Raw genomic sequence first — 14,732 nt, forward strand, 5'->3', positions numbered from 1 at the left:
AAAAACGAGCCTGTTAAGGCTCGTTTTTATTTTACGCTTTGCTGCGAGAATCTTTACGATTACTGCTGCTATTGCGATTTCTATTATCACTGCCGTTGCTTCCACCGCGACGCTTGTCACCAAAACGCTTTGAGTTTCCACGACGATTTTGCTGTGAGTAGTTTTTAGAGTTAGAACGTGAACGACCTCCGCCATTTCCACGTTTGTTTTTATCACCTTTTGCAATTACCGGTGGTTCAGCAGTTAATTGAATTGGTGATTCATTTGGTTCTTTTGTAAATAATTTGATTGCCGCTGCCACTAATGAAACTGAATCGTGCTCTTCAAGTAACTCTTCTGCCAACTGTTTGTAGTAAGATAAGTTGCCTTGTGTCACAGATTCCGTTAATTTGTCAGCTGCAATACGCTGTTGACCTTCCATTGCTTCATCAAGCGTTGGAGCAGTCATACGCTCCATTTTACGTTTTGTTGTACGCTCAATATTGTGTAACTGTCCAGTTTCTCTTGGCGTTACAAATGTCATAGCAGCACCCATTTTACCAGCACGTCCTGTACGTCCGATACGGTGTACATAGCTCTCCGGATCTTGAGGGATATCAAAGTTGTATACATGAGTAACACCAGAAATATCAAGTCCGCGTGCAGCTACGTCTGTCGCAACTAATACATCAATAGAACCTTCTTTAAATTGACGTAGTACAGATAGACGTTTCGATTGTGTCAAGTCACCATGGATACCTTGTGCAGAATAACCACGCATATTTAATGCTTCTGATAACTCATCAACACGGCGCTTTGTACGACCAAAGATGATAGCTAATTCAGGTGATTGCATATCTAAAAGACGAGTAAGGATATCAAATTTACGCTTTTCTTGTACTTCTAAATAATACTGCGTAATGTTTGGCATCGTTACTTCTTTTGCTTTTACTTTTACCACTTTTGGTTCGTTCATGAATTTTTCAGCAATGCGACGGATTGGAGTAGGCATTGTTGCTGAGAATAAAAGTGTTTGGTGGTTCTCAGGTACGTTTGATAAGATTTTTTCAATGTCTTCGATGAATCCCATGTTTAACATTTCATCTGCTTCATCTAAAATAACTGTATGAACGTCTTGTAGACGAAGTGTACGACGATTAATATGATCTAGCATACGTCCTGGTGTCCCTACGATGATATGAGGGTGCTTTTTCAATGCACGAATTTGACGACTGATATCTTGACCACCATAAATTGATAGCACGCGTACGCGCTTTGTTTGACCAATTTTGTAAAGTTCTTCAGATACCTGTACAGCAAGTTCACGAGTAGGAGCAATAATTAACCCTTGAATTGCATCTACGTTTACATCAACTTTTTCAATAAGAGGAATACCAAATGCCGCTGTTTTCCCTGTTCCTGTTTGTGCTTGTCCGATCAAATCGTGACCTTCTAGTGCTAATGGGATAGTTTCTGATTGAATTGGTGTTGCTTCTTCAAAACCCATTTTACTCACAGCTTTGTTAAGCTGTTGACTTAATCCTAAATCTTGAAATAATGCCAAGTTTTTCAAACTCCTTTTATATTTAGACTATCTATATTTTACAAAAAAAAGCATTCTCCGAGGAAACGGAAAATGCTCTAAACGACTACTTCAATAAATTCAACGTTTAGAGTATAAGCGCCTCAAGACACTCAGACTACATCATAACACTATGGCTTTCCGTTTGCAATAGAGCTTACTTATACTCTTTTTAATATCACGGTAATTTATGCATCATTTTTGAGATAACTTCCTCAAGCTTCATCCCTCGAGATGCTTTCACTAAAACCACATCTTCTCTTGTTGTAATCGCTGTTAATTTTTCAACAAGCTCATCTTTCTCCTCAAAGTGTATTACCTTATCTTCTGCAAAATTATTTTTTGCTCCTTGCTCAATTTCAACAGATAAAGGACCGTATGTTAGAACATAATCAATTTTTTCTGCTTGAATAAACTCTCCCACTTCTTTGTGGAACTCTTTTTCCTGATCGCCTAATTCAAGCATATCCCCAAGAACAAGAATTTTTTGCTTATAGCCTTCTAAATCATGCATCAACGTGATAGCAGCTTTAACGGACGTTGGACTTGCGTTATATGCGTCGTTAATGAAGGTCAGGCCATCTGTTCGTTTTACAAGCTCCATACGCATATTTGTTAGCTTTAATTCTTTTAACCCCTTAGCGATTGTTTCGTTGTCTAGTCCAAAATAATGACCTACCGCAATAGCAGAAAGCGCATTGTGAACATTATGTTTACCTAATACCGGGATAAAGAATGAATATGTTGTTTCACGTGAAACAGTGAATGTTGTTCCTAACTCTTCGGCTGAAATAGCACTTGGATACAAATCGTTTTGTTCTGAGCTGCCAAATGTCACCGTTTCAAATGCTGGATTAACTACGCGCGACGTTAAAAGTGGCTCATCACCATTATAGACAAGCTGACCTGTTGGTGCTAAGCCGCTTGTAATTTCTAATTTTGCCTCCGCAATTCCATCACGACTTCCTAAGTCTTGAAGGTGCGATTCTCCGATATTTGTAATAATGGCCACATCAGGCTCCGCTAAATTAGAAAGAAACTCAATCTCTCCTCGGCTGCTCATGCCCATTTCTAAAACGGCAATATCATGAGTTTCATCTAAACGCAAAATAGTAAGCGGCATGCCAATATGATTATTAAAGTTTCCATCTGTTTTCAGAACACGGTAAGTTGTATCAAGCACAGCTTTCACCATGTCTTTTGCCGTTGTTTTTCCGTTACTTCCTGTAATGCCCACTACTTTAATATCTAACTCGTGACGATAGGATTTCGCTAATTGCTGAAGAGCTTCTAGCGTATCATCGACTAAAATAACGCTAATGTCTGTCGGTGGGTTTTCTTCATCTTTGTTCCACAGAGTAGCGACCGCTCCGTTTTCAATTGCTTTATCGACAAATACATGCCCGTTAAAACGTTCCCCTTTAATTGGGATATATAAATTGCCTTGCTGAATAGTTCTCGTATCAATTGAGACTCCCTCAATTACAGTTGCTTCGTTCCCGCTATGAAATACACTTCCTGGAATCATTGCAGCTAGCTGTTTAAGCGTACGTTTAATCATGGTTGGTTTGCTCCTCTCGATATAAAGTAAACTATGGATACTATTTAATTGAAACTAAACACAGAAACACTATTCATGATGAATAGTGTTGTGTGAGTTACATTGTGTGTTTAATTTGCTGCTTTTCGGTATGACGTTCAATTGCTAGTGATACAAGTTTTTCAATTAAATCTGGATATTCAACACCTGCGTGTTTCCACAATAACGGGAACATACTGAAAGGTGTAAAACCAGGCATCGTATTCACTTCATTAATAATGAATTTACCTTCTGATGTTAAGAAGAAATCTGCACGTACAAGACCAGATCCATCAATTGCTTTAAATGCTTTGATTGCTAGTGCTGACATTTCTTGATGCTGTTCTTCTGTAATTTCAGCTGGAATAATAAGACCTGTATCGCCGTCTTCATATTTTGCTTTGTAATCGTAAAACGCTTTTTTAGGTAAGATTTCTCCAACTACTGAACAAGTTGCTTCATCATTCCCTAACACACCAATTTCAACTTCACGACCAACTGCTGCTGCTTCTACAATGATTTTTCGATCAAATAAGAAGGCTTCAACAAATGCCGCTTCTAACTCTTCGCGGTTATCACATTTGCTAATCCCAACACTTGAACCTAAGTTTGCTGGTTTAACAAAGCAAGGGTATCCAAGTGTTTCTACTTTTTCATAAGCAGCCGTTCGATCTGCTTCCCACTCGCGGCGGATAAATGATACGTACTCCACTTGAGGCAGACCTGCCTGTGCAAACAGCTGCTTCATTACAACTTTATCCATACCAGCTGCTGAAGCTAATACGCCGTTTCCAACATAAGGAATATTCAATAATTCTAATAATCCTTGTACCGTACCATCTTCTCCATTTGGACCATGAAGAAGTGGGAAAATAACATCTAGTTGATCATCTGTTTTTGAATCTGTTAATGCAAACATTTCTGTATTCAATGAAACTGGTGAAATAGCTGTTCCGTTATCTTGAATTTCTAATTGAGCAACTGTTTCAAGCGGACCAGTCAGCTGTGTGCCGCGAATCCATTTTCCTGTTTCTGTAATGTAAATTGGATGCACTTCATATTTATCGTGATTAATTGCTTTTGAAACTGCTAGAGCTGTTTGTAAAGATACTTTATGTTCAGCGGATTTTCCTCCGTATAAAAGGCCAAGCTTAATTTTCACTGATGTTCCTCCTAACACATATTCATCTTTTCTATTTTATCATGCACGTTTAGATAGTAAACAGAAATATTAACTATTATTACGTATGTCAAAATAGCTAGGCTTGTGAAAGAAATTCCAGCTTCTCCTTTCATTATTTAAAATGACCTTTTCACTTGAATCATTTATTTTTGAAAAAACTTTTTTGATTTTAAATCTTTTTTAAAAGTTTATTTATAAAGTTTATTTATGCTAAAGATCACCATCAATAATCGAAACTATAGTTCTGGTATAAATCAGGAGGTTCAACAAATATGAGTAAAATGGGAAAAACGATGATTGCTGCATGCAGCGTAGCCATTGGAAGTATTTATGCAACTGGTTATATAAACACTCTATCTGACGCTCAAGCTGTTCAAGTCACACCGGCTCATCATCAGAAAAAAACGAGAGATCAGACAGACAATCAAACGATTGTTAATGATAACTGGGGAGAAGATATCGCTTCTTCTAATAAGCACCCTTCATCAGCGAGTACCGAAAGTTCTGCTCCTAAAACAAAATACAAAGATGGAACGTATTCTGGTCAAGGAAGCAACCGTATCGGAACTGTTTACGTATCTGTGACCATTAAAAACGACCGAATTGATACAGTTGAAATTACAGAAGCGGATACTCACTATTCTGAGAGTTACATTGAGGATCTTCCGTCTCAAGTCGTACAAAGACAAAGCTCAGATGTCGACGTCGTGAGCGGAGCAACGCTTAGCACAGAAGATTTTCAAAATGCCGTGGATGACGCCCTTCAGCAAGCAATGAATGCATAAAGGAGAAACGAATGATGTCCATAAAAACGTATAGCCGCTCTGTCTTATGTATGGGAACAACCGTGTCCATTCAAGTAATTGCTCCCCAATCGGAGGAAGCAAATGTCCTTCACCATATCTCAAAGGCATTTACTATTTTTAAGACCGTCGAAACGACATGCAGTCGATTTGATGCCAAAAGCGAAGTTATGAAGCTAATTAGACATATCAAAGAACCTGTTGCTGTTAGCCCCCTATTATTTGAAGCCCTTCATTTCGCTATCTTAGTAGCAGATGAAACGCATGGAATCTTTGACCCAACGGTAGGAAAACAATTAGAAAAACGTGGTTTTAACGAACATTATTTAGATGGAAAGCCCGTACAAGTGAACGAAGCAGTCGATTCTGGAAGTTATAAAGACATCGTATTGAATACACATAAAAAAACGGTTCTCTTACAAAAACCGATGATTATAGATCTTGGAGCGGTCGCCAAAGGATTAGCTATTGATTTGGCTGCCCGCTCCCTTCCTTATCAGCATTTTATGATTAATGCCGGAGGAGACATCCTAGTTAAAGGACTCAATCAACACGGAGATTTGTGGAAAGTCGGGATTCAGCACCCTCAGATTCAAACGCAGTCATTACTGACCTTGCGTGTAACAGATACGGCTGTCTGCACATCAGGAAATTATGCTAGAAAAAATAAGACGCAACCATTCATGCATCATTTGGTTAATCCCTTATCTCCATCTACTAGAAGCAGTCTAATGAGTTGTACAGCTATTGCTCCTTCTGCCATGCTGGCCGATGCATTATCTACATCAGCTTTTATTTTAGGAGCGGAAAAAGGAGTAAATTTATTGAATGATGCCGACGTACGCGGCGTACTCTTCGATTCTAGTTTCACTCCTTTTTTCACATCAGATATGGAGGAATTAATGAATGATGACCACACGTTCTGAACGAAGAAGCGGTGTTAAATATATTAGTACACCCAAAGGTTATATTATTGTAGATGAAAACAAACCAAAAGAAATAAGTCGGTGGGGGCAGCTAGTTAAAACACCTAAAAGATACGTGATGGCTATGCTGCTGCTTTTAACCTTATTAGGTGAATTCAACTCTTCTGCCTTTCAAGGATTAGGACACCTACTACTCGCCGTATGCTCAGCGGCCGCCTTAGATTTAGGATTTTCTTTTGCTTATAAAAAGAAAATTCAGCTTCCTGACGGCGGAATTATTACTGGATTAATTATTGCCTTAGTGCTCAGCACCTCTACACCTGCTTGGGTCACATTTTGCACTGTAGCTGTTGCTATTTTATCGAAGCACTTAGTAAAAGTAAAAAAGAAGCCTATTTTTAACCCTGCCGCTTTTGGTCTTCTCTTTTCACTTATTGTCTTTTCAAGCGGCCAAAGCTGGTGGGGAAGCTTATCTTTACTACCCGTCTGGCTCATTGTATTCGTGTTTGTGACAGGGTACCTTGTGACGAGCAAAGTAAATAAATTCCCTCAAGTATTTGCGTTTTTAGGCGTGTATTTTGCTATTTTTACGATTATGTCATTAATAGGAGTAGGTGATGTAGCGGATGCTTTACGAGCTCCTTTTGTTAATTCCGCTTTATTTTTAGCCTTCTTTATGGTGACGGATCCGCCAACTTCTCCTGCGAAGTATAAAGACCAAATAAAATTTGGGATGCTTGCAGGGGCGATTAGCGCCGTAGATTACTTAGTTTTTGGCGGCCTTGCCTATTTATTAATCGGCCTGTTACTTGCTAATGCATGGAAAGCATGGAAGACTGCAAACAAAAAAGTGACAAAAAAAGCTGCCTAATGACAGGCAGCTTTTTTCATAGCGGAATTTTCACATAAAATTCCGTACCCACGTTTTTTTGACTAAAAACCTTAATTTCTCCGTCATGAGCTTGTACAATCCATTTGGCAATCGCGAGCCCTAAACCTGATCCTCCTTCGGCACGCGCCCGACTCTTATCACTTCGATAAAAGCGATCAAACACATACGGAAGATCTTTCGCTTCAATTCCAATGCCTGTGTCTTTGACAATTAGCGTCATAGAGTGATGATGTTTCTTTAGACTAATATGAATGCTTTCTCCAGGTGGGGTGTACTTAAAAGCGTTGTCTAACAAAATCATACATAGCTGATGAAGTCGTTCTTGATCTCCTCCGAACATTAACGATTCAATTTCCCTTGTGAAATGCAGCTCCTTTAATTCAAATATAGGCTCAAACTGATTAGCTACTTTATCAACTAGCTCACCCATATTAAAGACCGTTTTGTTTAGCAGCTGTGCACTTGAATCAGATCTAGCGAGTGTTAGTAAGTTGCCCACCAGCTTCGTCATCCGCTTTACTTCGTTTAAGCTTTGATAAATGTTTTCGCTTTCTTGCTCAATCGTATGATTTGGTCGTCTAAACAATAGCTCGAGATGCGTTTGCATCACGGAAAGAGGCGTCCTTAACTCATGGGAAGCATCTGCAATAAATTCGACTTGTTTGTTCCAAGATTTTTGAATAGGTACAAGCGCTCGATTGGCTAAAAACAAGCCAGCTACAAGGGAAAGAAGCAGTCCAATAAAAGCTGAAATGACAAGAAGAAAAGCAAGGTGCTCTAAGGTTTGAGTTTCTGGATCTACGTTTAAGACAAGTTGAATTGTTGAAACGTCTTGATCTTTTATATATCCTTCATTTTTCACATTCATCACTCGATAAGCATGACCGTTTACCTCTTGCGACGTTTTGATTTTCCCTTCTGAGAGCGCAGGCTTAAAGTCGTCAATATCGTTTGTATATAACCCTTTTTTAGGTGTAATTTTGATTAATTTTTTATCACTGCTCCAAAGTAAAAACGCAACGCGACGTTCTGTTTCTCTCTCATTGTTTTCCTGAATTTCATGTAAATTTCTTTTTTTAACCTGCTCGCTCATCTCACTTAGCCGATTGTCCGGGTTTAAAAAAATAAGATGCTGCATGTAAAAATATAAAACCACACTAAAAATGCTCAAGATAACCATCAGCACCATTGTGTTAAATAACACAAGCCTGATTCTCGTCTTTTTAAACATGCTCTTCCCCTTTTAACATAAAGCCTACGCCTCTGACTGTACGTACATAATTGTCACAATTAAAAGGCTGAAGCTTCTTTCTTAAATGGTGAACATAAACATCAACTACGCCCACTCCTACATCGGATGTAAAACCCCATACCCGATTAAAAATTTGATCTCGAATAAGGATTTGTTCTTTATTTCGAATAAAATATTCCAAAAGCTGAAATTCTTTAATCGTTAACGTGAGGACACTTCCATTAATCACTACTTCATGATTGGCTTCTCGTATAGAAATGGGACCATATGAAATCATACCTTCTTCTGCCTGCAAGTCCCTAAGCATTGCCCTTAACCTCGCAAAAAGTTCAGCCATGGCAAAAGGCTTAACCAAATAATCATCGGCTCCATAGTCGAGTCCTTTCACTCGATCTTCTACACTATCTTTTGCAGTAAGAAAAATAACTTTGGTCAACACCTTTTGTTTTCTTAGTTTTTTTAGTATGTCAAGCCCTGTCATACCCGGCAGCATAATATCTAAAATTAAGGCATCATAAATATTCTGCTCTGCTAAAAACAAACCTTCATCTCCATCAGACGCACAATCAACTTCATATCCTTCTTCTTTTAAGCCTTCTACGATACCGTGTAATAATGAAGCATCATCTTCTACCACAAGTACACGCATATCAAATTCCCCCTTTTGTGATTACCTAAATAATCATTATCTTAGCATGTCACTTTTAAAAATATTTTAAAACTAGCGCGTTATCATCTCTTATACTTTATAAAAAAAGTTATGCCTGCAAGCAGGCATAACTTTTAACTAAACGCTATTTATGATCAGGACGTCGGTAAATGAACACCGCTTCTTTTGGCAGTTTACCAAACAAAAAGCTAGCAAACGGTAAAAGACGATGACATCCCCAAATAATGAGGTAACAGCCCGCTAATGTCAAAATATAACGTGCCAAGATTTCCACGTGAAACATATAGTTGCCTTGTATTGGTACTGCTTTTGCCACAAAGTTTAAAACCATTGGATGAATCAAGTAAAATCCAAACGAGTACATGGCAATATTTTTAACGACCGTCACGGACTTCACAGAAAGCTTTTCAGCTAATATCTCTGCAATTCGGAAGAAGAAATAACTTCCCACGACCAAATAAAGCGTATTAACAGCCTCATACGTAAAGCCTGAAATGTGAATTGTCTTCATTGTGTATAAGTGATAATTTAACAGTGAAATAGCTATTCCCGATCCGAGCGTCACCAGAAATAATACAATATTTGAACGACTGTACTTTTTATCCACTTGTTCGCGATAATAAATACCAATCCAACCGCCGAGTAAAAACGTAGCCATTGTATTTAAAAATAAATTAAATGAAGTGATATGATACGTATTGTTAAGCATTAAATAACCAAGCTGAATGATAATACCAAACAGCCACATGTATTTTTTAAAAATGGTTACTTTTTGTGCTAGCCATACAAAAACCGGCAGCACGAGATACACTTGTACAATTAAAAAGATAAAATGAAGCTGATAGTAGGACTCTCCGCGTAAAATACGTTTCACAATATCAGCTGCATTTAATTCTGTTGCTCCCACATAGTACGAATAAAATTCATAAATAAGTGCCCAAATAACATAGGGAACTAAAATATATGTCACTCTTCGAGCATAATACGTTTTCCATAAAGTCTTTGTTAACGGCTTGTTAATGTAACTATAAAAGAAAACTAAACCTGTGATCACAATGAAGATCCCTGCTTCAATTCGAACAATTCGGTTAAGGAAATGATATTTCTGATAAGCTTCACTTGCAAATGGCAGTACCGTTGCATACGCTGCTGTTACATGTACGAGCACAACCATCATCATAGCGAATAATCGTAAAAAATAAATGGATTGAATATGCTGCTTTTGTTTTTGCTTCACTTTTTCTCTCCTATATAATGTGAAATATACATTCTAGATGAATAATAGAACATTCAATTTTTTCTTATCTTTCCCGTTTTACAAATAAAAAAGCTAATAACATAAAATAAATGTTATTAGCTTTACTCGTTTGTATTTTATCTTTCCTCTTGCTATCACGCAACTGAATTTACAAAAACAATAAAGAACTTGAGTATAAAGGCCTAACTAAGTACCTTTTATTTACGGTGCATTTTGAATTCTAAAAATAATTCATTGTAATAAGCAAGCATTCGTTTGCCTAAGTTATTATATACTTCAAGCTTATTGGTTAGTTCTTCATCCGGATAAAAACGTTCATCTTTCGCTACTTCTTTCGGCAAATAATCTAACGCTTTTTTATTAGGCGTAGAATACCCTACATATTCTGCATTTTGAGCAGCGTGTTTAGGATCTAGCATAAAATTCATGAATTTATGTGCACCTTCTACGTTTTTAGCCGTTTTTGGAATAACCATGTTATCGAACCATAAATTCGAACCTTCTTCTGGAACAACGTAATTCAGCTTATCGTTTTCACTCATAATTTCAGAAGCATCACCTGACCAAACAACGCCAACTGCCGCTTCTTCATTTGCTAGGAGCATCTTAATCTCGTCTCCTACAATGGCTTTTACGTTTGGTGTTAATGTATCAAGCTTTCTTTTTGCTTCTTGAAGATGAGCTTTATTCGTATCATTTAATGAATAATTTAAGCTGTTTAGCCCCATTCCCATCACTTCTCTAGCGCCATCTGCAAGTAAAATTTGATTTTTTAGCTTAGGATCCCATAAATCATTCCAACTCTTTATCTTCTTACCATGAATCATATCAGAGTTATAAACAATACCCACAGTTCCCCAAAAATAAGGAATAGAGTACTTATTGCCAGGATCAAAAGATAGGTCTAAAAAACGCGGATTAATGTATTTTAAATTAGGCAGCTTCGAATGATCAATTGGCAATAGTAAATTTTCTTCACGCATCTTGCTAATCGCGTATTCAGAAGGAACAGCAATATCAAATGTCGTACCGCCTTGTTCAATTTTTGTCATCATTGCTTCATTCGAATCAAAGGTCTGATAAATGACTTTAATTCCGGTTTCTTTTTCAAACTGATTCACTAAATCAGGATCAATATAATCTCCCCAATTATAGACGGTCAGCGTGTCTCCTCCAGAGTATCCTTCGGCATTGTTCAAATGATGAACCACATACATAAGAACGAAAGAAAGGATGACGATGAAGATAAACGGCTTTGCTAATTGCTTCATTTTCCAGTCGCCACCCCTTTCGCTTTATTGCTATATCGCTGACTGATAAAGTAATAACCAATTACAATCAGCACGGTAAACATGAAAATAAGAGTAGAAAGAGCATTGATTTTCAGCGAGACCCCTCTTCTTGCTAACGAGTAAATTTCTACTGAAAGCGTGGAAAAACCATTCCCGGTCACAAAGAACGTAACCGCAAAGTCATCCAAAGAGTAAGTTAAAGCCATAAAAAAGCCTGCAAAGATACCCGGACGAATAAATGGCAATACCACTTTCGAAAGTACTTCAAAGCGACTTGCTCCCAAATCACGGGCTGCATCGAGCAGTGTCGGACTCATTTCCTGCAGCTTAGGCAGAACCATGATGACCACAATCGGTACACTGAATGCAATATGCGCTAATAATACCGATATAAACCCAAGCTTTACACCGATAATGGTAAATAGAATTAAAAAAGATGCGCCAATAATAACATCTGGACTCACAATTAACACATTATTAAATGTTAACAGTGTATTTTGAACACGTCTACGCTTCACGTATACGATAGCAAGTGCTCCGATCACGCCAATAATCGTTGAAATAACCGAAGACAATAGAGCAATAATTAAGGTATTCAAGACAATAATGAGCAAACGTGTGTCTTGAAACACTTCTTTGTACCAATCTAACGTAAACCCTTCAAACTCTCGCATGTTTCCTCCGCTGTTAAAAGAGTAATACATTAAATAAAAAATGGGCGCGTATAAAATGAAAAAGACAAAAAATAAATAAAGGTGGCTGAACTTCCACTTTCTCTTCATTTTACACACCTCTCTTTCCAGTGCCTGTTATGAGCATCATAACGGCCATCGCAATAATTAAAAAGACAGCAATTGTGGCTCCCATGCCCCAATCCTGCGTCACTAAAAAATGTTGTTCAATCGCCGTTCCCAGTGTAATGACGCGGTTTCCAGCAATTAAACGCGTAATCATAAAGAGTGACAGTGCTGGAATAAAAACAGCCTGACAACCTGATTTAACCCCTTCTAGCGTTAGCGGAAATACCACGCGCTTAAATGTCACCCATGAAGATGCCCCCAAGTCTCGCGAAGCGTAGATAAGCGAGGGATTAAGTTCTTCTAAAGAGTTAAAGATCGGCAAAATCATAAAGGGGATAAAAATATACACTGATACAAATACAAAACTAAAGTCAGTAAATAAAATTTGATGAGTACCAAATCCCAGAAATTCAGTAAATTTATTAACCGTACCGTACGTGCCGAATATGCCTAAAAAAGCATAAGCTTTTAATAATAGGTTAATCCACGTCGGTAAAATAATCAGTAGAAGCCAAAGCTGCTTATGCTTAAGCTTCGTTAGTAAATAAGCTGTTGGATAAGAAAAAACCAAGGAAAATAACGTAATTAAAAAGGCATACCAAAATGAGCTCAGCGTCATCTGTAAATAAACAGGGGTAAAAAATTTCTTATAGTTTTCAAGCGTCAGCTCATTATCAATGCTGAAAAAAGAATAATAGACAACTAATACAATGGGAGCAACTACAAAAAGCAAAATCCATAACACATACGGGACTAAATAAATATTTCTTGATTTAGTTTGCATGGTAATCCTCTTCATAACCTTCGAGTCGCTTATCGAATTCTTCTTCCGTTTCATTAAATCGCATAACGTGAATAGCTTCAGGTTCAAAATATAAACCAATTTCTTCGCCAACCGTTGCCTTTTTTGTAGAGTGGACGAGCCACTCATTCCCTGCATGGTCATAGCCTAAAATTTCATAATGGACTCCTCTAAACAGCTGTGAATCTACACGAACCTGCAGCTTTCCTTGATCGGAGCTTGTAATGGCTAAATCTTCAGGGCGAATCACAATTTCAACCTGCTCATTTCGGTTTAACCCTTGATCGACACATTCAAATTGCTGGCCGCCAAACTCCACTAAAAAGTCAGCAATCATTTTACCTGGTACAATATTTGATTCACCAATAAAATCGGCAACAAAACGATTAATTGGCTCATCATAAATATCTGTAGGTTCCCCGCTCTGCTGAATTCTTCCTTTATTCAAAACAAAGATTTCATCGGACATCGCAAGCGCTTCTTCTTGATCGTGCGTAACAAAAATGAACGTAATACCTAGACGGCGCTGTAATTCTCTTAACTCGTATTGCATTTCCGTACGCAATTTTAGATCAAGAGCTGAAAGCGGCTCGTCCAGCAGAATGACTTCGGGCTGATTTACAATTGCTCGTGCAATGGCTACGCGCTGTCTTTGACCGCCCGACATTTCCTTTATTTCTCTCTTTTCATATCCTTCTAGGTTAACAAAGCGAAGGGCTTCTTTAACTTTTATCCCAATATCAGCATTTTTCATCTTCTTGATTCGAAGACCAAATGCTACATTTTCAAATACATTCAAATGCGGGAAAAGCGCGTAGTCTTGAAAAACCGTATTAACCTGACGTTTGTTAGCCGGGACATCATTAATTCTTTTTCCATTAAAATAAATCGTTCCGCTCGAGGCCTCCGTAAAGCCTGCAATTAATCGTAAAATCGTTGTCTTTCCACATCCCGATGGACCTAAAAGGGTATAAAACTTCCCTTTTTCAATTTCAAAGCTTACATGATCCAATACAACTGAATCATTATCATATTGCTTGGTCACATTTTCAAATTGAATAATTGTATTCGTAGATGTCATTTCACTTCACCTCTTTTGTTCTATAAATAAGACTCTGTCGCCACGATAATTAACTCTGTTATTCCGTCATGAGCATTTAAAATCTGATGTTCTTCAGAAGCTTGAAAATAGATGGTTTCCCCTTGTTTAGCCTCATATATTCTGCCTCCAAGCTTCACCTTCACACACCCGCGCAAAATGTAGCCAAACGTTTCTGAAAGAGAAGGTTCAAATCTCTTAAATGCACCTTTTTCATGAAGAATAAGACGAATTGGCTCCATTTCTTTTTCATTTGATTCATGTACAAGCCACTGAATATGGTAACCTTTTTCATCTTCGCAATAACTCGTGTAGTCTTCCTCTTTATATACAACCTTTTGAACATGCGTATCAATTTCGAAGAATTCTTTCGGTTCGCACCCCAGCACTTCCAAAATACTAAAAAATGTTTCTAAAGACGGCGAACTTAAATCGCGCTCTAGCTGCGAAATATAGCCTTTGCTTAAATCAGTACGTTCTCCTAGCTCTTCTTGTGTTAAACCTTTTTTTAATCGTAAATTCTTAATTTTCTTTCCTATTTCCATACTCTCGATCCTCAACTGTATTTAAAATTAGCAAACAGCATGAATAATTGTTCATGCTGTTCCAAACTCA

Annotated in this window: 14 protein-coding genes; 3 read left to right on the forward strand and 11 right to left on the reverse strand. The window is 37.7% G+C overall.

The features are described 5' to 3' along the window. Positions 1 to 31: 31 nt before the first annotated feature. The 3 genes from ACRPLQ_RS25635 to ACRPLQ_RS25645 form a co-directional block, all read right to left on the reverse strand. Positions 32 to 1,543, reverse strand: a complete 1,512-nt coding sequence (locus tag ACRPLQ_RS25635) for a DEAD/DEAH box helicase (RefSeq protein ID WP_028411884.1) — start codon at positions 1,541 to 1,543, stop codon at positions 32 to 34. Positions 1,544 to 1,739: 196 nt separating this feature from the next. Beyond that, the gene (locus ACRPLQ_RS25640; protein ID WP_033580800.1) at positions 1,740 to 3,122 is read right to left on the reverse strand and encodes a UDP-N-acetylmuramoyl-tripeptide--D-alanyl-D-alanine ligase; all 1,383 of its coding nucleotides are present in this window, start codon (positions 3,120 to 3,122) and stop codon (positions 1,740 to 1,742) included. Between the two features lie 97 nt (positions 3,123 to 3,219). Then, positions 3,220 to 4,302 (reverse strand): D-alanine--D-alanine ligase, encoded by a 1,083-nt coding sequence (locus ACRPLQ_RS25645; RefSeq protein ID WP_367078840.1) that lies wholly within the window; start codon positions 4,300 to 4,302, stop codon positions 3,220 to 3,222. A gap of 293 nt (positions 4,303 to 4,595) precedes the next feature. On the opposite strand from ACRPLQ_RS25645, the gene ACRPLQ_RS25650 reads away from it, so the two are divergent. The 3 genes from ACRPLQ_RS25650 to ACRPLQ_RS25660 are packed head-to-tail and all read left to right on the forward strand — an operon-like array spanning position 4,596 to position 6,923. Further along, positions 4,596 to 5,108: an FMN-binding protein gene (locus tag ACRPLQ_RS25650; RefSeq protein ID WP_033580799.1), complete on the forward strand. Its 513-nt coding sequence runs from the start codon at positions 4,596 to 4,598 to the stop codon at positions 5,106 to 5,108. Between the two features lie 14 nt (positions 5,109 to 5,122). Beyond that, the gene (locus tag ACRPLQ_RS25655) at positions 5,123 to 6,052 is read left to right on the forward strand and encodes an FAD:protein FMN transferase (protein ID WP_432236330.1); all 930 of its coding nucleotides are present in this window, start codon (positions 5,123 to 5,125) and stop codon (positions 6,050 to 6,052) included. Further along, entirely contained in the window at positions 6,033 to 6,923 is an 891-nt protein-coding gene (locus ACRPLQ_RS25660; RefSeq protein ID WP_228123023.1) for an RnfABCDGE type electron transport complex subunit D, read from the forward strand. Before ACRPLQ_RS25655 ends, ACRPLQ_RS25660 begins: the two co-directional genes overlap by 20 nt. Before the next feature lie 16 nt (positions 6,924 to 6,939). On the opposite strand, the gene ACRPLQ_RS25665 is transcribed toward ACRPLQ_RS25660, so the two are convergent. From ACRPLQ_RS25665 to ACRPLQ_RS25700, 8 genes are all read right to left on the reverse strand, one after another. After that, the gene (locus tag ACRPLQ_RS25665; protein WP_033580797.1) at positions 6,940 to 8,175 is read right to left on the reverse strand and encodes a sensor histidine kinase; all 1,236 of its coding nucleotides are present in this window, start codon (positions 8,173 to 8,175) and stop codon (positions 6,940 to 6,942) included. Further along, a complete protein-coding gene (locus ACRPLQ_RS25670; protein ID WP_367078841.1) occupies positions 8,168 to 8,845 on the reverse strand; it encodes a response regulator transcription factor in 678 nt (225 codons plus the stop codon). Before ACRPLQ_RS25670 ends, ACRPLQ_RS25665 begins: the two co-directional genes overlap by 8 nt. 145 nt (positions 8,846 to 8,990) lie before the next feature. Then, on the reverse strand, positions 8,991 to 10,103 hold the full coding sequence (locus tag ACRPLQ_RS25675) for an acyltransferase (RefSeq protein ID WP_028411891.1): 1,113 nt from the start codon (positions 10,101 to 10,103) through the stop codon (positions 8,991 to 8,993). A 218-nt stretch (positions 10,104 to 10,321) separates the two neighbouring features. Beyond that, positions 10,322 to 11,395 (reverse strand): ABC transporter substrate-binding protein, encoded by a 1,074-nt coding sequence (locus tag ACRPLQ_RS25680; protein WP_028411892.1) that lies wholly within the window; start codon positions 11,393 to 11,395, stop codon positions 10,322 to 10,324. After that, positions 11,392 to 12,198 (reverse strand): ABC transporter permease, encoded by an 807-nt coding sequence (locus tag ACRPLQ_RS25685; protein WP_028411893.1) that lies wholly within the window; start codon positions 12,196 to 12,198, stop codon positions 11,392 to 11,394. The genes ACRPLQ_RS25680 and ACRPLQ_RS25685 overlap by 4 nt, the downstream gene beginning before the upstream one ends. 1 nt (position 12,199) lies before the next feature. Then, complete coding sequence (locus ACRPLQ_RS25690) at positions 12,200 to 13,000, reverse strand: ABC transporter permease (protein ID WP_028411894.1); 801 nt, start codon at positions 12,998 to 13,000, stop codon at positions 12,200 to 12,202. Continuing rightward, positions 12,990 to 14,099 carry an ABC transporter ATP-binding protein gene (locus ACRPLQ_RS25695; RefSeq protein WP_028411895.1) on the reverse strand — a complete coding sequence of 370 codons (1,110 nt, stop codon included), beginning with the start codon at positions 14,097 to 14,099 and terminating at the stop codon, positions 12,990 to 12,992. The genes ACRPLQ_RS25690 and ACRPLQ_RS25695 overlap by 11 nt, the downstream gene beginning before the upstream one ends. A 20-nt stretch (positions 14,100 to 14,119) precedes the next feature. Continuing rightward, entirely contained in the window at positions 14,120 to 14,662 is a 543-nt protein-coding gene (locus ACRPLQ_RS25700) for a helix-turn-helix domain-containing protein (protein ID WP_028411896.1), read from the reverse strand. Positions 14,663 to 14,732 lie beyond the last annotated feature (70 nt).

Origin of the sequence: Priestia sp. TRN 1309, assembly GCF_050846875.1 — a bacterium.
GTDB classification, from domain to species: Bacteria; Bacillota; Bacilli; order Bacillales; family Bacillaceae_H; genus Priestia; species Priestia zanthoxyli.

Bases quoted from the DNA above. Each gene is read 5' to 3' on its own strand.
- ACRPLQ_RS25640 (WP_033580800.1), bottom strand. From the start codon at position 3,122: ATGATTAAACGTACGCTTAAACAGCTAGCTGCAATGATTCCAGGAAGT.
- ACRPLQ_RS25650 (WP_033580799.1), top strand. From the start codon at position 4,596: ATGAGTAAAATGGGAAAAACGATGATTGCTGCATGCAGCGTAGCCATT.
- ACRPLQ_RS25655 (WP_432236330.1), top strand. From the start codon at position 5,123: ATGTCCATAAAAACGTATAGCCGCTCTGTCTTATGTATGGGAACAACC.
- ACRPLQ_RS25660 (WP_228123023.1), top strand. From the start codon at position 6,033: ATGATGACCACACGTTCTGAACGAAGAAGCGGTGTTAAATATATTAGT.
- ACRPLQ_RS25665 (WP_033580797.1), bottom strand. From the start codon at position 8,175: ATGTTTAAAAAGACGAGAATCAGGCTTGTGTTATTTAACACAATGGTG.
- ACRPLQ_RS25670 (WP_367078841.1), bottom strand. From the start codon at position 8,845: ATGCGTGTACTTGTGGTAGAAGATGATGCTTCATTATTACACGGTATC.
- ACRPLQ_RS25680 (WP_028411892.1), bottom strand. From the start codon at position 11,395: ATGAAGCAATTAGCAAAGCCGTTTATCTTCATCGTCATCCTTTCTTTC.
- ACRPLQ_RS25685 (WP_028411893.1), bottom strand. From the start codon at position 12,198: ATGAAGAGAAAGTGGAAGTTCAGCCACCTTTATTTATTTTTTGTCTTT.
- ACRPLQ_RS25690 (WP_028411894.1), bottom strand. From the start codon at position 13,000: ATGCAAACTAAATCAAGAAATATTTATTTAGTCCCGTATGTGTTATGG.
- ACRPLQ_RS25695 (WP_028411895.1), bottom strand. From the start codon at position 14,099: ATGACATCTACGAATACAATTATTCAATTTGAAAATGTGACCAAGCAA.
- ACRPLQ_RS25700 (WP_028411896.1), bottom strand. From the start codon at position 14,662: ATGGAAATAGGAAAGAAAATTAAGAATTTACGATTAAAAAAAGGTTTA.